Origin of the sequence: Herbiconiux aconitum (genome assembly GCF_024979235.1) — a bacterium.
In the GTDB taxonomy this organism is placed as follows: domain Bacteria; phylum Actinomycetota; class Actinomycetes; order Actinomycetales; family Microbacteriaceae; genus Herbiconiux; species Herbiconiux aconitum.
This window is the reverse complement of the sequence record NZ_JANLCM010000001.1, coordinates 1986067-2002832: the sequence shown is the minus strand read 5'-3', so window position 1 is coordinate 2002832 and position 16766 is coordinate 1986067. Positions and strand designations below refer to the sequence as shown.

Genomic DNA, 16766 nt, shown 5'->3' with positions numbered 1-16766 from the left:
ATGAGAGTGCCCGGATGGGCCGCTCCCTACAGCCCGGCGACGAATCCCTTCAGCCACGGGCGCAGCTCCGGGCCGAGGTCGTCACGCTCGGCAGCGAGCTGCACGATCGCCTTGATGTAGTCGAGCTTGTCGCCGGTGTCGTAGCGACGGCCGCCGAACACGACGCCGTAGACGCCGCCCGCGATCGAAACGTCGTCGGCGAGGGTGAGCAGCGCATCCGTCAGCTGGATCTCGCCACCCTTTCCGGGCGGGGTGTTCTCGAGGATCTCGAACACCTCGGGCTGCAGCACGTAGCGGCCGATGACGGCGAGATTCGAGGGCGAGGTGCCCTGCTCGGGCTTCTCGACCAAGCCGGTCACGCGCACGAGGTCGTCTTCATCGGTCGCTTCGACCGACGCGACACCGTAGAGGTGCGTCATCGAGGGATCGACCTCCATGAGCGCGATGACCGTGGCCGAGCGCGCCTCCTGCACCTCGAGCATCCGGCTGAGCAGTGGGTCTCGGGCGTCGATGATGTCGTCACCCAGTAACACGGCGAAGGGCTGGTGCCCGACGTGCATCTTCGCCCGCAGCACCGCGTGGCCGAGGCCGAGCGGATCGCCCTGCCGCACGTAATGCATCTCGGCGAGCGCCGTCGACTCGTTGACGACGCGGAGCATGTCGCCTTTGCCCTTCTGCTCCAGCGTCGACTCGAGTTCGGTGACCCGGTCGAAGTGGTTCTCGATGGCCGCCTTGTTGCGCCCGGTCACCACGAGCACGTCGTTGAGGCCGGCATCCACCGCCTCTTCGACGACGTATTGGATGGCCGGTTTGTCGACGACCGGGAGCATCTCCTTCGGCATCGCCTTGGTGGCCGGAAGGAAGCGTGTGCCGAGGCCCGCCGCCGGAATGACTGCTTTCGTCAGATGTGTCCCCATGAGGGTCAAGCGTATCCAGATTTGATGGCTGGGAACTGCCAGCGCCGAAACACCTCCGTCATCTTCAGCCACTTACAATTGCTGGCATGACCTCCGAGGTTGCCCACGCCAAGCGGGCACTGCGCGCCGAGCTGCGTGAACGCCGCCGAACCCGTCCTGCCCATGTCGTCGACAGCGCGAACCTCGGCTTCACCGAGAACCTGATCACCCTCGCGCGGGAGACGGATGCGCGAACCATCTCGGCCTACCTGTCCACCTCGTTCGAGCCGAACACGCGCCCCTTCCTCAACTGGGCGCGGGCCGACGGCCGGCGGGTGCTGCTGCCGATCGCCCGGCAAGACGGCCTGCTCGACTGGGCCGAGGGCGACGGCGAGACCGAGACCGAGGGGCTGTACGGCCTGCCCGAGCCGGTGGGCGGCATCCTCGGCCCCATCGCGATCAACGACGCCGACCTGATCCTCATCCCCGCGTCGGCGGTCGACGGGCGCGGCACCCGCATGGGCTGGGGCCGCGGCTACTTCGACCGCACCCTCGGCTCGATGGAGAACTGCCCACCCGTTTTTGCCGTCGTCTTCGACGATGAGATCCTTGACGACGTGCCGCGCGAGCTGCACGACGCGCCCGTCAACGGCGCCGTCACCCCCACGCGGATCATCCGATTCGCCCACTGAGCGCAGCTCCTGCCTCGACGCTCTATCTCCACGGAGGCTTCATTGCCCACATACTCCTACCGCTGCACGGAATGCGAGAACGCGTTCGACATCCAGCAGTCGTTCACCGATGACACCCTCACCGACTGCCCCGTCTGCGGCGGCAAGCTGCGCAAGGTGTTCAGCCCGGTGGGCGTGACCTTCAACGGCTCAGGCTTCTACCGCACCGATTCGCGGGCGAAGCCGGGTTCGGGCTCCGGGTCGGCGAACGGGAACGGCGGCTCCTCGTCGTCGGATTCGTCGTCGTCGTCGGGCTCGTCCACCAGCACTCCGAGCGCGCCCTCGACGCCCGCTCCGAGTTCGCCGGCCAAGACGGCTGCGCCCTAGGCTGGAGCGATGCTCAAGGGATTCAGAGAGTTCATCCTCCGCGGAAACGTGATCGACCTGGCGGTCGCCGTCGTCATCGGAGCCGCGTTCACCGGCGTCGTCAACGCCATCGTCACCAACATCTTCAACCCGCTGATCGCCGCGATCTTCGACGCCAGCGACCTCGAGAACGTCGCCGTCGTGACCTTGAACGGCTCCGACATCAAGTTCGGATCGGTGCTGGGCGCGCTCATCCAGTTCCTGCTGGTCGCCGTCGTGGTCTACTTCGTCTTCGTGCTGCCGATCAACCACCTGAAGCGGGCGGCTTTCGCCATCAAGAAGACTCCCGCGGAGTCGATCGAGGAGTCGAAAGAGGAGCTGCCGCCCACCGAGACGGAGCTGCTCATCGAGATTCGCGACCTCTTGGCCCGCCAGAACACCCCCACGCCGTAGCCCTCACCAGTGCGGCGGCACGTCTCGCTTGAGGCGGTCGTCGTTCGGCCCCGTGCTGGGGCGTGAACCGGGCCCGCGGTCGCCCCAGGCCTCGTCGGTGTCTTCGGATGCCTTCACGGGCGTGCCCTCGGGCGTCGACTGAGGCGTCGGGTCGCTTCCCGGCACGGGGTCGGTGGAGGCCCGGCGGCTGCCGGTCTTGCGTACGGTCACGCAGAAACCCTACGCGAGTGCTGCGCCCGAACCGTCAAGAACGCTCAGATGTGCACGTGGATGGGCGAGGTCTCGACGAGGGAGAGCTCCCGCACGCCGATGACGTTCGCGATGCGAGCGGCGACGGCCTCCGGGTTCGCGAACAGCTCGAAGGAGTGCACGCGGAGGTAGTGCCAGCCCAGGCGGCGGAGCATGTCGGGGCGCAGCCGGAGCGACTCCCGGAGCGATGTGGAGTGCACCACCGCATCCGTCTCGATCGCGATGGCGCGGCCGTCGTGGGAGGCCACCAGGGTGAGCTTGCCACGGTGCTCGAACGCGACATCCAACCCGCGTGAACCGAGTCGACGGGCGAGGTCGATGAGCAAGGCGTCGCCGGGGCTCGAGAAGGTGTCGGGGGTGGGCCCGTTCTCGGCCTCCTGCAGGATCTGCCGCAGGGCGACCACTCCGAAGTTCATGCGGTCTTCGTCGATGTCGGTGGGGTTGAAGCACGACACGATGTCCATGGATCGGCGGGCTCTCGTCATACCGACCGCGAGCAGTCGCTCGCCACCGGGACGAGCGAGCCCGCCGAAGTTGGTGAGCACCCGTCCGTGCGCGGTCTTGCCGTAGCCGACCGAGAAGATGACCCGATCGCGGCTCTGCGCGACGGACTGCTCGAGCGTGGCCACCATGAACGGTTCGGCGCGCTCTTTGAGGATGAAGTCGGCCAGGTCGCTGCGCTTCGCGAACGCCGCGAGCACGGCCTGCTGCACGCGCACGGCGTGCTTCGGCGAGGCGGTGATGACCATCAGCGACTCGCGCGGGTAGTTGATTGCGTGGTCGAGCACGAGAGACACGACCTCATCGACCTCGGCGTCGACGCTCTCGACCGCTCCGGTCTCGGAGTCGGGCATGCCGCCGCGGCCCTCGACGTAGTGCAGCGCCAGGGAACCGTGCCCGAGGAACGTTCCGGCCCAGGGCAGGGAGTCGATCTTGCCGCCGTAGAAACGGTGGTTCACGAGCTCGGCGAGGTCTTCGCCGCCGGCCCGGTAGCTGCGGGTGAGCGAGAGGGTCGGCACGATGTCGGCGAGTCGGGCCAGGGCCGACTCGGAGTGCAGCTCATCGACCGCTGTCGCATCCGCCGCCGAGCGCACGCGCTGCTCTTCGAACGGACGGATCGCGATCTCGAAGTGCGAGGGCGTCTGCGTGACGGGATCGCCGAACGCCACGACCTGACGGCCACGACGGATGGCGCCGACGTTCTCGGCGAGCGTCGTGGCTCCCGCGTCGACCAGGATCACGGTGTCGAAGGTGATCGCATCCGTGATCTGCGACACCTCGTAGGGCGACGCGAGCCAGACCGGAGCGAGCACCTTGCCGAGGTGCGGGGCAGCCTCGTGCAGGCTGAACGAATCGACGCGGTCGGACCGGAGGAGTCCCTTCAACGCCGCCGCCTCGTCGGGGTGGTCGACCAGGCCGACGCTCCAGGTCTCGGCGAGCTGCCAGGAGAGCAGTTGCCCGTTCATGGAGGCGTGCGCCTCGTCGACGAGACGGAAGTCGCCTTCGAGGCGGTCGAGCACGCCGGTGTTGGCGCCGAGCAGGGCCCGGTCGTCGGCGAGCATCATCTCGAGCACCGACTGCCACCAGGCGAGCTCGAGTTCGTCGGCGACGCCGACCTCGGGCACGTGGCGGTTGGAGAGGTCGACCATGAGCGGGTCGAGCGAATGCTCGCGCAGGGAGTCGAGGAGCGACGTGCGCTCCTGCAGGTTCGCGAGCACCTCGGAGTCGGCGGCGAGGCCCTCGACCATTCCGATGAGCTGATCGATCGGCAGAGCGGCGAGCTGGCGGGCGGTGCCGACGGTGCCGAGCGGCAGGTCGAGCTGCGCGAGGTCTTCGGTGACCCGCTGGAACGCGACCTGCACGTCGTTGATGCCGACCGGGATCTCCGGCGGGATGCCGGCGGCCGCGAACCGGTACCAAAGCGTGCGCTGCTGCTGGATGCGCCGCAGGGCGTCGTTGATGTCGCCCACGTGCACGCCGGGCCGCACGTACTCTTTCGCCAGCGCCTTGAGGCGACGACGGGAGGTCGACGACAGCTGCGGTGCGTCACGGCGCGGGCTCGTCGCGGCGATCAGATCGGTGAGCGAGCGGTCGAACACCACGGGCAGGAACTTGTCGAGCGTCTCCCGCAGGTCGGCGAGCAGGCGCAGGTAGGTGCCGAGCTCGTTCAGAGAGGTGAACGGGCGCATCCGGGTCTGGCCGATCAGCTCGTAGGCGCCGGTGAGCAGGCGCGGCAGATCGGTGGCGTTCAGGCGCTTCGCGAGCTGATGGGCGCGGTGGGCGTCGTCGCTCGACGAGAACTGGGCGCCGTACCAGGGCGAGTCGTCGGGACCGTAACGGAACTGGCCGAGCTCGGCAGCCCGACTGAGCGTCTTGGCGGCCTTGCCCCGGCCGGTGGCCAGGGATTCGAGCGCCGCGCGGTCGAGTCGCGCCGTAGTGGCCGGCGGGTTCGGCAGCAGAGCCAGACGAGCGAGCTCGCGCAGCGCGTCGAGCACCGAGACCTTCAGCAGCGGATCGACCCGCGACATCGAGGTGCGGTAGTCGAGCAGCACGCTTCGGAGACGCACGAGCGCCTCGTCGACATCGGCGACGCGTGGCTGCTGGGCCTTCTCGTTGCGGCCGATCGACTGGATCAAGTCGCGCCGCAAGGTGCGCGGCGAGACGGCGACGCCGGGGAGCCCGACATCCGACAGCCGACGGTTGATGCCACCGAGGCTGAGCCGGCGCGGGCTCACCACGAGCACGCGCTTGTTCTGGGCCACCAGGGCGCCGATGGCGTTCACGATGGTCTGCGTGCCGCCTGTGCCCGGCAAGGTCTTGACCACGAGCGAGTTGCCACCCGAGATCTGGGCGATCACGTTCTCTTGCTCGCTGTCGGCATCGAGCAGCAGAGTGTCGGTCGAGGGCGCGCGGTGGTCTTGCGGTGAGGGGTCGACCGGGTGGTAGCCGTCTTGCACGGCGCGTCGGGCAGCGAAGTTGCCGGCCAGGGCGTCGAGAACAGGATGCGAGATGTCGGCGCTGTCGGCGAGCATCCCGCCCGCCACATCGGCGAAAGTGGAGACCACGAGGCGCGGCTGCACCTGGAACCAGGGCAGGTGCGAGGTGAGGCTGCGCAGACGATCGATGACCGGCTGCGGCTTGAACACGCCATTCGAGGCGGCGAGGGCGATGAGTGCATCGCGGTCGACGCTGATCTGGAACTGGTCTTGCAGAACGCGCACGAGTTCGGGATTCACGAACGGCACCCCGCGGAGCTTCAGCTCGAAGTCGCGGCCGTAGCGGCGCACCGAGATGGGGCGCAGAAGCACGGGCGCACGGAACTGCTTCTCGGGAGCGTCGTCGGCGTCGCTCGCTTTGCCCCGCCATTCGGCCAGGCCGATCGCCAGGTGCACGGAATCGATGCCCCGCACGCTCCGCAGCTCCACACCCTTGTCGGTGATGGCGCCCGCGGCGATGCGGGCGTTGCGGAGGGCGAGCTCGTCACGGATGAGGCTCGACAGCAGCGTCGCGTTCCCGGTGATGAACTGCGCGAGGCCGCCCGGATGCGTGGTGCTGAGTTCGATGCGCGAGCGCGCCGAATCGTCGAACACCACAAGCGGCGACTCACCGCCGAGCGACGCGATCTCGCCGCGCCAGCGGTCGCGGGTCGGTTCGACGAGGCTCTCCGTCGAGAACACCTGGCCTATCGGGCTGTTGGACGAAGACCGGCCATTGCGACCCCAAGCCGACTCGACGGAGTCAGCTGCAGACGACGTTTCGTCTGAGTCTCGTTTCTTATCGGCACGCCACACATCGCCACAGTACGTGCGCAGGCTTGGAATAGCCGTCAATCGGCGCGAGTTTCGCAAACTTGCGCGGAATTCCGCCTGAATCGATGCTGCAAACCACAGTTTTGACGCGCCTGGACGGAATAATCCGGGTGCGCACAGGGCTGAGAAGAGGGTCATGACTCAGCTCTCCGTGCTCGATCTCATCCCCGTCCGCACCGCCCAGTCCTCCGGCGATGCCATCGCCGCGAGCCTCGCGCTCGTGCGCACCGCCGAACGGCTCGGCTTCACCCGGTTCTGGGTGGCTGAGCACCACAACATGCCCGCCGTGGCATCCACGTCGCCGTCGACCCTGATCGCCCATTTCGCGGCGCAGACCTCGCGCATCCGGCTCGGCTCAGGCGGCGTCATGCTGCCGAATCACGCGCCGCTTTCGATCGCGGAGCAGTTCGCCCTGCTCGAGGCGATGCATCCGGGTCGCATCGACCTGGGCCTGGGGCGCGCGCCGGGCTCCGATCCGGTCACCTCCTACATGCTGCGCGGTCAGCGCACGACGACAGACGCCGACCCCGCCGAGACCTTCCCCACCGACGTCGAGACCGTGGCCGCGCTGCTCGGCTCCGACCGAGCGACCGCGAGCGGCCCCTTCGGCGAAGACGACCAGCCGGGCGTGGGCCTGAACATCCGGGCCCGCGCGTACGAGCTGAAAGCGACCCCGCGCATCCGCACCGCCCCGGAGATGTGGCTGCTCGGATCGAGCAACTTCAGCGCCACACTCGCCGCGAGCCTCGGCATGCCGTTCGTTTTCGCGAACCACTTCGGCCAGCCGGGCATCGACCAGGCGCTAGACCTCTACCGCAGCCGCTTCGAGCCGTCAGAGGCGCTGGCCGCCCCGAAGACCTTCCTCACGGTGAACGTCTCCGTGGCCGACACCGACGACGAGGCGCAGCTCGTGACGCTGCCGCAGCTCATCTCGATGGCGCGGCTCCGTACGGGCGGGGCGCTCACCCCGCAGCTGACCATCGACGAGGCGCGCACGACCCAGTTGACGGTCGCGGAGCAGGAGTCGGTGCTCGAGCAGTCGCGGCTCTGGCTGATCGGCACGGCCGAGTCGGTGGAGGGGCGCATCCGTTCGCTCGCTGAGAAGCACGGGGTCGACGAGGTCATGGTGTCGCCCGTGGGCGGCGCGTGGGCCGCCGATCCGCTCGACACGACGCCTTCTCGCGAGCGCGCGCTCGAGCTGCTGGCGGCCCGCTTCCCCGAGCTCGCCGCGTAACGCGACCGCGGCGGCGCGGCTGAGCCGTAATGCACGATTTGCGTGGGACCGACCCCGTAGAGGGCACCACTCCCACGCAAATCGTGCGTTACAGCTCGCCCTCGACAACGGATGCGCCACCCGTTAGACGACGCCCGTCGTTCCCAGCAGCGTGCCGATCGCGAAGGTCGCCGCGAGCGCGAGCGTGCCTCCGATCACGACCCTGAGGGTGGCGCGCCAGATGCGGGCACCACCGATCCAGGCGCTGACCGCCCCGGTGAGGATGAGCGCCACGATGACCACCACGAACGTCGCCGCCACCCGGATCTCGGCCGGGAACAGCAGGATCGAGAGGAACGGCAGCAATGCCCCCACCGTGAACGCGAGCGCCGAGGCACCGGCCGCCTGCCACGGACTCACCAGGTCGTCAGCGTCGATGTTGAGTTCGGCCGAGAGGTGGGCGGCGAGGGCGTCGTGCGCCGTGAGTTCCTTCGCCACCTGCAGCGCCGTCTCGGAGCTCAGCCCGCGCTGCTGGTAGAGGCCGGCGAGCTCGGCGAGCTCCTCCTCGGGCATCTCGCTGAGCTCCTGACGCTCCTTCGCGATCAGCGACTTCTGACTGTCGGCCTGGCTGCTCACCGACACGTACTCGCCGAGCGCCATCGAGATCGCTCCACCCACCAGGCCCGCGATGCCGGCCGTGAGGATCGGAGCGACGGATGCGGTCGCCCCCGCGACCCCCACCACGATCGCCGCCACCGAGACGATGCCGTCGTTCGCCCCGAGCACGCCCGCGCGCAGCCAGTTCAGGCGGCTCGCGAGACCCTCGACGTGCGGTTCGTGGGGGTGGCCCGGCGCCCCGGGAAATTGTGTCGCTGACATGTCACCAGCCAACCACAGGCGCCGGGGGCAACGGGGTTCAGCAGTTCGTGAGGCGGAACACTCCATCGCTCAGCGAGTTCGGTCCACCGAGCAGGGTGACGCGTGTGTTGTCGAAGAACTTGAAGCTCGCCTTGACGTTCGCGGGCACGCAATTGCCGGGCACCACGATGAGCGGTGCGCCCTTCGCGCCGGCCAGGGCCGACCCCGCGAGCGCATCGGGGAAGTTGAGCCCGGTCGCGAGGAATACGCGGTCGCTCGTGCCGTAGGCGGCCTTGTTGATGTTGAGGGACGCCTCGAAGCGGTCAGCTCCCGATTGCCGCGAGACGGAGGCGCCGGTCTGAGTCGCGATGGTCGACGCGATGCCGGAGGAGACCGAGTTCGGGCCACCCGCGATCGTGACGTTCTTCACCTTCAGGGTCTTGAGCAGAGCGGATGTGTCGCCGTCGACGCTCGACAGGGTTCCGTTCACGAGCACCACCGGCATGCCGTTGTGTCCGCCGGCGCCGCTGGCGCTCAAGGCGTCGGGAAAGTTCAGACCGGTTGCGACGTAGGCCCCGGATGCGCCGTTCGCGAACGCATGCTGCGCCACGTTCCGCGACACCTCGAACCGGTCGGCGCCACCGATGCGGTCGACCTTCAGCCCGCTGTTCCGGAGTTGCGACTCGATCGCCGATGACACGGAGTTAGGGCCCCCCACGATCACCACGGCCTCGGCCTTGAGCTTCGTGATCTCATCCGAGACCGCGGTAGGGAGGGCGTCGGGCAGGGTGAGCAACAGGGGCGCGTCATCCTGCACGGCGGCAGGGCCGGCGGAGAGGGCGTCAGCGTAGCCGGTGCCCGTGGCGAGGTAGACCGTCTTCGTGCCGCTCGGATACGCCTGCTCGGCGATCGCGACCGCCACCGCGAAGCGGTCGGCGCCCTGGATGCGGTCGACGTCGATGTGCGGGTACCCGAACCAGTCCGTGTACACGAACCAGAAGTTGAGGTTGCCGAGGCTCGAGCAACCATTGCCGTCGCTGCCGGGCACCTTGGCCTCGGGGTTCGGCTGGTAGGGCGTGTAGTCGTAGAGCGCTGCGGTGGCGACGGTGCGGATGACAACCGGAGCCGAGCCGCAGCCGGGATTCGGGTTGTAGTCGATGTCGGTCGACTGACCGACCGGGAACGCCGCCGGCGGATGCAGCTGCGAGTTCTTCAGGTCCTGCGCCGCGTTGTAGACCTGCTTGAAGAAGCCCTTGTAGGCGGAGTTGCAGCCCGAGCCGGTGTCGTCGCAGCCGTAGAAGGTCGCGTGGTCGTAGATGTCGTTGCCCGGGGCAGAGTTGCCGATGAGCGAGGACTCCTTCTGGATGAGGGCGAGTAGGGCCTTTTGGCTCACTCCGCAGGCATCGCCGACGGTGGCGATGATCGCGGCGGCGGAGGTGAGCCCCGCGGGCACTGACTTCGTGCAGTCGGCGTTGGCCGGCTGGGCGGCGTTCGCCGAGAAGACTTTGATGTCGATGCAATTGCCGTTGTCGCAGGCCGGAACGTTCTGGGTGAGGAAAGCCTGCACCTGACCGATCGACATCGCTAAACCGTTGTACATGTTCGCATCGCTGATGATGTCTCCGGCACGGAAGCTGGCGACGCTGCCCGCGGCGAGGTACAGCTCGAAATCGTGCGGCACGGACGTGGAGGGGGCCCCGCTGGAGCCGGCGACGTCGGTGGCAGGATCGGCGGATTCCCCGTCGGACGGGTCAGGGCTCGCTGGATCCGTCGCTGCCGAAGCGTGGGTCGCGGGGTCGCTTGGCGCTGCCGAAGCGTGGGTCGCGGCGTCGCTCGGCGCGGGCGGAGCAGCGGGCTCGTCGGCCGCCGCCGTGCCCACCGCGCCTCCGGCCACCAGCCCCATCGCGAGCAAGGCGCCGAGCAGACCGGTCAGGGGTTTCGCGAGCGTCGACTTCGTCATCACTCCGCGATGCTAGCGTCGATCGACAGCTGTTGGACATTCCTTCGCGGTGAACTTTCAGTGCTTTCCCACGCGCTACGCTCGTGGCGAGCAGAGGAGGCGAGCCGGAGGCCATGCCACGACCCGTACCCTCCCTCTCCGATCCCGGCCCCACCGACGTGCTCATCGCCCTCGTGCCCGACCGCGGCGACCGCGCGGCCGACCACCGCTGCCTCGCCGCGCTCGCCACCCTGGCCAGGTCACCTGTCCCGACCACTCCACCGCACGACTCGCCTCCCGCGCCGACCCTGACCATCGCCCAGCACTGCGCCGTGTGCGGCTCCGACGCCCACGGTCGGCCGATGCTCGTGACCGCCGACGGCCGGGCCATCCCGGGCGTGCACCTCAGCCTCAGCCGCGCCGGGGGCTGGGTCGCGCTCGCCGCGACCCTCGCCGGCCCCATGGGCATCGACATCGAGTCGCTGGATGCTGTGCGAGCAGCAGCCTTCGACGACGTCGCCTTCGACGCCCGCGAACGAGCCGCGCTCCGCATGATCGACGAAGCCCACGGCCCCGCTGCGATCGACCGGATGCGCGCCCTGGCCTGGTCGGCGAAGGAGGCGGTGCTGAAAGCGGCCGGCACCGGCCTCGCCACCGATCCGCGCGAGGTGCACCTCGACCTCCACAGCGCCGAGGGTCAGCCGATCGTCCGTCCAGCAGGCCCTTTTGACGAACGCCCCGTGACCTTGCATCCGCTGGCCGCAGCCGGCCTCCTCGGACACGTCGCCGTCACTACTCACGCAACTCTGCGCATCCGCTGGCAGCAGCTGTCCCCCGATTGCGCTTAGTGCACCGCGCCGAACCGGCGTTCAGGGCGTAAGAACGCTCACGTCAACTTGGGCAGCGACTTCCCGTAAACCCACCGCTCCACGATCGGCCCCACGAGATCGCTCCCCGAGCGAGCCTCCATGATCTCCACGAAGTCTTCAGTCGAGACCAGCCCGAAGCGGCACTCTGCCACGTAGGCGCGGAGGGAGTCGAAGAAGACGATGTCGCCCAGGGTGCGACGGATGGCGTGCAGCGCGAGCGCCCCCCGCTTGTACACCCGGTCGTCGAACATCGATTGCGGGCCGGGATCGCCGATCACGATGTCTTTCGGTCGCGTGCTCAGCTGGGTGCGGTGTGCCGCGGCGTTGGCGTCGGCGGATTTGCCTCCGCTCGCCTCGGCCCAGAGCCATTCGGCGTAGCACGCGAACCCTTCGTGCAGCCAGATGTCACGCCAGCGTGCCAGCGTCAGGCAGTTGCCGAACCACTGGTGCGCCAGTTCGTGGGCGATCAGCCGGTCGGTGCCGTGCAGACCGTCGACGTGGTTGCGGCCGAAGATCGCGAGTCCCTGAGCCTCGAGCGGAATCTCGAGCTCGTCGGCCGTCACCACCACCGCGTAGGAGTCGAACGGATACGGTCCGAACAGCCGGCAGAACAACGCCATCATGTCGGGCACCTGGCCGAAGTCGATCGCCACCTCGCGTTCGAGCGCCTGCGGGTAATGCAGCGTTTGCGGCACCGGTTCCGACGCGACCGATCGCGAACGGTAGCGGCCGATCTGCACCGTCGCGAGGTAGGTCGCCATCGGCTGCCGCATCTCGAAGGTCCAGATGGTGCGCCCCGAACGGTTGGCCCGCGACACCACCGGCCCGTTCGATACCACCGTGTAGCCGGCTTCGCACGTCAGCGTGATGCGGTAGAGCGCTTTGTCGCTCGGGTGGTCGTTGCAGGGAAACCAGGATGCCGCTCCACTCGGCTGCCCGGCCACGATCACGCCGTCGGCGAGCTCTTCCCAGCCCACTTCGCCCCAGGGGCTGCGGATCGGATGCGGCGCCCCTCGGTAACGCACCACCACGGTGAACTCCGCGCCGTCGGCGAGCGGCCGTTCGGGTGTGATGACGAGTTTGCGGGGCGTCTCGGCGAGCTTGCGCGGCCGCTCTCCGTCGACGGTGACCTTCACCACGCTGAGCCCGGCGAAATCGAGGCTGAACCGCTCGAGCGGCATCGTCGTGCGCGCCCGGATGATCGCGACCCCGTTCAGCCGGTTCGTGGCCACCCGGTAGTCGAGATCGAGATCGTAATCGAGCACGGAGTAGCCACCGTTGCCGCTCGTCGGAAGATAGTCGTCACCGGCCGATGCGGCACCCAGAAAAGGTGAGGAAAGATTGGCTGCCATGGATGCTGTCAAGTCTGCCACGGTGCGATCGGATTGCCTGCCCAGAGCGATCCGCTCGGCACCCGCTCACCGCGCATCACGAGTGACGCCGGCCCCACGCTGGCGTTGCGGTCGACCGCCGCGGCCGGAAGGATGACGCTGTGCGGCCCGAGGGTGGCGCCTTCGGCCAGCACCACGGAGTCGAGTTGCATGATGCGGTCGTGGAACAGGTGGGTCTGCACCACGCATCCGCGGTTCACCGTCGATCCGTCGCCGAGGGTGATCAGGTCGGCCTCGGGCAGCCAGTACGACTCGCACCAGACCCCGCGCCCGATGCGCGCTCCGAGGGTGCGCAGCCACACCGCGAGAGCCGGGGTTCCGGAGGCGTTCGCCGCGAACCAGGGGCGGGCCACCGTCTCCACGAAGGTGTCGGAGAGCTCATTGCGCCACACGAACGACGACCAGAGCGGATGCTCGCTCACCACGATCCGCCCCACCAGCAGCCACTTGGCGGCGGTGGAGATGAGAGCGGCGACAGCGCCGGCGGCGAGCATCACGACACCCGAGAGCAGGATCGCCCAGCCGAGGCCGACCTCGGTCCAGAGCCATTCCAGGGTGATCAGGATGCCCAGAGCGATCCACGCGGTCACGACGACGGGCACGATCCGCAGGATCTCCCAGACCGCGCGGGCGAGTTTGAGCGACGCCGGGGGCCGGAAGGTGCGGGCCTCGTCGAAGTCGGAGACGGTTCGCCGCAGCCGCACGGCCGGGTTTCCGAGCCACGAGGAACCGCGCTTGCCGTTCTTCGGCGCCGACGACAGCACGGCGACCAACCCGTTGCGCGGCACGCTTCGGCCCGGGCCCGCGATGCCGCTGTTGCCGAGAAAGGCCCGGCGGCCGATCTTGGCGCGCCCGATGCGCAGCCAGCCCCCGCCGAGCTCGTAGGAGGCCACCATCGTGTCGTCGGCCAAGAACGCGCCCGGCGCGATGGTGGTGAGCGCGGGCAGCAGCAGCACCGTCGACGCTTCGACGTCTCTGCCCACCTTGGCCCCCAGCATCCGGAGCCACCATGGCGTCGCGAGGCTCGAATAGATCGGGAACAGCAAGGTGCGGGCGCTGTCGAGGATGCGTTCGGTCGACCAGGCCTGCCAGCCGATCCGGCTGCGCACGGGGTAGTAGCCCTCCCGGAGGCCGATGCCGAGCAGGCGCACCGAACCCACCACGAGCAGTGCGTACGCGGCGCCCGCGACGATCACGGCGAGCGGAGTGGCGAGCGCGGCCCGAGCGGCGGCTTCACCGAGCGTCGCAGGGTCGCCGATCGCGGCGCCCACGACGAGGGCGCCGAGCAGCACCGAGATCGCGGGAAGCGCGGCCATGCCGAGAGAACCCAGCGCGTAGGCCGCCAGCCAGCGGCGAGCGGGCAGCGGGCGAGCGGCGGGCCAGGGGCGTCGGGCGGAACCCACCCGGGTGGCGGGAGATCCGGCCCAGCGTTCCCCGCTCGGCACCCGGCCCGACACCGCGGCACCGGCCTCGACCTCGGCGCCGCGGCCGATGTTCGCTCCGCCCAAGAGGGTGCCGCGTGAGCCGACGGTGGCATCGGCACCGATGTGGATGCGCCCCACGCGGAACGTGTCGCCGTCGAGCCAGTACCCGGCCAGGTCGACCTCGGGCTCGATGGCCGCACCGGCACCGACCGTGAGCATCCCGGTCACCGGCGGCAGGGTGTGCAGGTCGACGCCCGGACCGATCTTCGCACCGAGCGCGCGGGCGTAGTAGCTGATCCACGGGGCTCCGGCGAGGCTCACCGACCCGGCCATCTGGGCGACCTGCTCGGCCAGCCAGACGCGGAGGTGCACGGTTCCGCCGCGCGGGTAGTCACCGGGGCGCAGGCCGGTGAGCAGCAGCCGGGCCGCCACCACCGAGATCGCCATCTTGCCGGGCGGGGTGACGAAGAGCACGAAGCCGAGCAGCACCCACCACCAGGAGACGGTGGGAAAGAAGGTCTGTGCGCCGGTCACCGAGAGCAGATTGTTCGCGGCGGCGAGGTAGACGAACCAGCGCAGCCCCACGATGACGTGCAGCGGGATGCCGAGAAGCGTCTGCGCGATGCGACTCGAGGCCGGAGTCAGCAGCACCGGGCGGTCGGCTCCGCGACCGGACCCGTGATCGGCCGGGGCACGGCTGTCGAGCTCTTCGGCGAGTGAACCGATACGGGGGTGGTCGTAGATGTCGGAGACCCGGGTGTCGGCGAAGCGTTCGCGGATCGCGGAGACGAGCTGCGCCGCCGAGAGCGATCCGCCGCCGTGGGCGAAGAAGTCGTCGTCGGGGCTCTCGACCGGCACACCGAGAATGGCCGACCAGCTCTGCGCCAGCCAGGCCGCGGTGGGCGAGAGATCGACCGGCGCGCCGGCTCCGCTCCCGCTTCCGTCTCCGGATGCCGGGAGCGGCCAGGGCAACGCCGCCCGGTCGACTTTGCCGGAGGTGCGGGTCGGCAGCGACTCGACCACGGCGAGGAGGGGCACGAGCGCGGCGGGGAGCTCTTCGCGCAGGCGGGCGTTGGCGGCATCCCGGTCGAACACGGCTCCGTCGGCCAGCGCGAGGTAGCCCACCAGCACCTGGTTTCCGGCGGCCGTGGTCTTCACCGCGGCGGCGGCCCCGACCACTCCGTCGAGAGCCTGCAGGGCCGCATCCACTTCCCCGAGTTCGATGCGACGGCCGCCGAGCTTGACCTGGTCGTCGGCGCGACCGACGAAGACGAGCCCGGCCTCTTCGAAGCGCACGAGGTCGCCCGAGCGGTAGGCGCGCTCCCAGCCGAGGCTCGGGAACGGCGCGTACTTCTCGGCGTCCTTCGCCGGATCGAGGTAGCGCGCGAGGCCCACCCCGCCGATGATGAGTTCGCCAGTCTCGCCCTCGGCAACGCGGGCTCCGGATGCGTCGACGACCGCGAGCTTCCATCCGTCGAGCGGCAGGCCGATGCGCACGGGGCCGGTGCCGAGCAGGGCGGCGCAGGCGACGACGGTGGCTTCGGTGGGGCCGTAGGTGTTCCACACTTCGCGACCGCGCGCGGTGATGCGCGCCACGAGCTCGGGTGGGCAGGCTTCACCGCCGAAGATGACGAGCCGCACGAGTTCGAGCGACTCTTCGGGCCAGAGTGCCGCGAGGGTCGGCACGGTGGAGACCACCGTGATCCCGTGCGCGATGAGCCACGGTCCGAGGTCGACGCCGGAGCGCACGAGCGAGCGCGGAGCGGGCACGAGGCAGGCGCCGTTGCGCCAGGCGAGCCACATCTCCTCGCAGGAGGCGTCGAACGCCACCGAGAGACCGGCCAGCACGCGGTCGCCCGGACCGATCGGCGAGTGCTGCAGAAACAGGCGCGCCTCGGCGTCGACGAAGGCAGCGGCCGAGCGGTGCGTGACGGCCACCCCTTTCGGCACGCCGGTGGAGCCCGACGTGAAGATCACCCAGGCGTCGTCGTCGGGTGTCGGGAGGCCGAGGGCAGGGATGGTTCCGGTGGGTGTGGCGAGGCTCGGCGCGAGGTCGGCCGCGGTGGCGGTGGCGGTGGCGGCCACCTCGGCCCCGTGGTGGCCAGCGGCCCCAGCGTCTGCGTGGTCGGGGGCGGTAGCGGCTTCACCGGTTGCGCGTTCGGTGGCGGTGGCGTGGTCGGCGGCGGCGTGGTCGGCGGCGGCGTGGTCGGCGGCGGTGGTCGCTTCACCGGCTGCGTGGTCGGCGGCGGTGCCCCCGCCGGTTGCGGGCCGCGGCGCGAAGACCCCGCCCGCCCCCACGATTCCCACGACGCGCGCTTCGCCGAAGACGAGCTGCGCGCGCTCTTCGGGATCGTCGGCGTCGACCGGAACGTAGGCCGCACCCGCCGCCAGCACCGCGAGGATGGAGACATACAGCTCCCGCGTTCCCGACGGAATCCGGATGCCCACCTTGTCGCCCCGGCGCACGCCCGCACGGCTCAGCACCGCCGCTTGCGCCGTGACGAGGCGCACGAGTCGGCGGTAACTGACCGCACCGTCAGGGGAATCGAGAGCGAGCGCATCCGGATTCTCCACCGCCGTCTGCATCAGGATGTCGAGCAGCGTGCGCACCGGAGTGGCCCGCGCGCC

Annotated in this window: 12 protein-coding genes; 5 read left to right on the top strand and 7 right to left on the bottom strand. The window is 69.5% G+C overall.

The features are described from left to right. Positions 1–26: 26 nt before the first annotated feature. Positions 27–917: a UTP--glucose-1-phosphate uridylyltransferase GalU gene (gene galU / locus N1027_RS09560; RefSeq protein WP_259507223.1), complete on the bottom strand. Its 891-nt coding sequence runs from the start codon at positions 915–917 to the stop codon at positions 27–29. A gap of 86 nt (positions 918–1003) precedes the next feature. Between galU and N1027_RS09555 the strand changes: the two genes are divergently transcribed. The 3 genes from N1027_RS09555 to mscL are packed head-to-tail and all read left to right on the top strand — an operon-like array spanning position 1004 to position 2386. Next, a complete protein-coding gene (locus tag N1027_RS09555) occupies positions 1004–1588 on the top strand; it encodes a 5-formyltetrahydrofolate cyclo-ligase (protein WP_259507222.1) in 585 nt (194 codons plus the stop codon). Positions 1589–1630: 42 nt separating this feature from the next. Further along, positions 1631–1954: an FmdB family zinc ribbon protein gene (locus N1027_RS09550; RefSeq protein WP_259507221.1), complete on the top strand. Its 324-nt coding sequence runs from the start codon at positions 1631–1633 to the stop codon at positions 1952–1954. A gap of 9 nt (positions 1955–1963) precedes the next feature. Continuing rightward, complete coding sequence (mscL, locus tag N1027_RS09545) at positions 1964–2386, top strand: large conductance mechanosensitive channel protein MscL (RefSeq protein ID WP_259507220.1); 423 nt, start codon at positions 1964–1966, stop codon at positions 2384–2386. Between the two features lie 3 nt (positions 2387–2389). Here the strand turns inward: mscL and N1027_RS09540 are convergent, their stop codons facing one another. Both N1027_RS09540 and N1027_RS09535 read right to left on the bottom strand, forming a co-directional pair. Then, positions 2390–2596 (bottom strand): hypothetical protein, encoded by a 207-nt coding sequence (locus N1027_RS09540; protein ID WP_259507219.1) that lies wholly within the window; start codon positions 2594–2596, stop codon positions 2390–2392. A gap of 44 nt (positions 2597–2640) precedes the next feature. After that, positions 2641–6426 carry an AAA family ATPase gene (locus N1027_RS09535; protein ID WP_259507218.1) on the bottom strand — a complete coding sequence of 1262 codons (3786 nt, stop codon included), beginning with the start codon at positions 6424–6426 and terminating at the stop codon, positions 2641–2643. A gap of 154 nt (positions 6427–6580) precedes the next feature. Between N1027_RS09535 and N1027_RS09530 the strand changes: the two genes are divergently transcribed. Further along, positions 6581–7678, top strand: coding sequence for an LLM class flavin-dependent oxidoreductase (locus N1027_RS09530; RefSeq protein ID WP_259507217.1), 1098 nt, complete (start codon positions 6581–6583; stop codon positions 7676–7678). Between the two features lie 123 nt (positions 7679–7801). Here the strand turns inward: N1027_RS09530 and N1027_RS09525 are convergent, their stop codons facing one another. Together N1027_RS09525 and N1027_RS09520 are read right to left on the bottom strand one after the other, a co-directional pair. Then, complete coding sequence (locus N1027_RS09525) at positions 7802–8536, bottom strand: VIT1/CCC1 transporter family protein (RefSeq protein ID WP_259507215.1); 735 nt, start codon at positions 8534–8536, stop codon at positions 7802–7804. A gap of 37 nt (positions 8537–8573) precedes the next feature. Beyond that, the gene (locus N1027_RS09520; RefSeq protein WP_259507213.1) at positions 8574–10475 is read right to left on the bottom strand and encodes a cell wall-binding repeat-containing protein; all 1902 of its coding nucleotides are present in this window, start codon (positions 10473–10475) and stop codon (positions 8574–8576) included. A 113-nt stretch (positions 10476–10588) separates the two neighbouring features. Here N1027_RS09520 and N1027_RS09515 point away from each other — a divergent pair, with 113 nt between their 5' ends. Continuing rightward, positions 10589–11302, top strand: coding sequence for a 4'-phosphopantetheinyl transferase family protein (locus tag N1027_RS09515; protein WP_259507211.1), 714 nt, complete (start codon positions 10589–10591; stop codon positions 11300–11302). 38 nt (positions 11303–11340) lie between these two features. On the opposite strand, the gene N1027_RS09510 is transcribed toward N1027_RS09515, so the two are convergent. Then, positions 11341–12675, bottom strand: a complete 1335-nt coding sequence (locus tag N1027_RS09510) for a M1 family metallopeptidase (protein WP_259507210.1) — start codon at positions 12673–12675, stop codon at positions 11341–11343. Between the two features lie 8 nt (positions 12676–12683). Beyond that, the gene (locus N1027_RS09505) at positions 12684–16724 is read right to left on the bottom strand and encodes a Pls/PosA family non-ribosomal peptide synthetase (protein ID WP_372499717.1); all 4041 of its coding nucleotides are present in this window, start codon (positions 16722–16724) and stop codon (positions 12684–12686) included. Between the last annotated feature and the right edge of the window lie 42 nt (positions 16725–16766).

Coding starts and splice junctions, on each gene's coding strand:
- N1027_RS09555 (WP_259507222.1), top strand. CDS start 1,004: ATGACCTCCGAGGTTGCCCACGCCAAGCGGGCACTGCGCGCCGAGCTG.
- mscL (WP_259507220.1), top strand. CDS start 1,964: ATGCTCAAGGGATTCAGAGAGTTCATCCTCCGCGGAAACGTGATCGAC.
- N1027_RS09530 (WP_259507217.1), top strand. CDS start 6,581: ATGACTCAGCTCTCCGTGCTCGATCTCATCCCCGTCCGCACCGCCCAG.
- N1027_RS09515 (WP_259507211.1), top strand. CDS start 10,589: ATGCCACGACCCGTACCCTCCCTCTCCGATCCCGGCCCCACCGACGTG.
- N1027_RS09505 (WP_372499717.1), bottom strand. CDS start 16,724: ATGCAGACGGCGGTGGAGAATCCGGATGCGCTCGCTCTCGATTCCCCT.
- galU (WP_259507223.1), bottom strand. CDS start 917: ATGGGGACACATCTGACGAAAGCAGTCATTCCGGCGGCGGGCCTCGGC.
- N1027_RS09525 (WP_259507215.1), bottom strand. CDS start 8,536: ATGTCAGCGACACAATTTCCCGGGGCGCCGGGCCACCCCCACGAACCG.
- N1027_RS09520 (WP_259507213.1), bottom strand. CDS start 10,475: ATGACGAAGTCGACGCTCGCGAAACCCCTGACCGGTCTGCTCGGCGCC.
- N1027_RS09510 (WP_259507210.1), bottom strand. CDS start 12,675: ATGGCAGCCAATCTTTCCTCACCTTTTCTGGGTGCCGCATCGGCCGGT.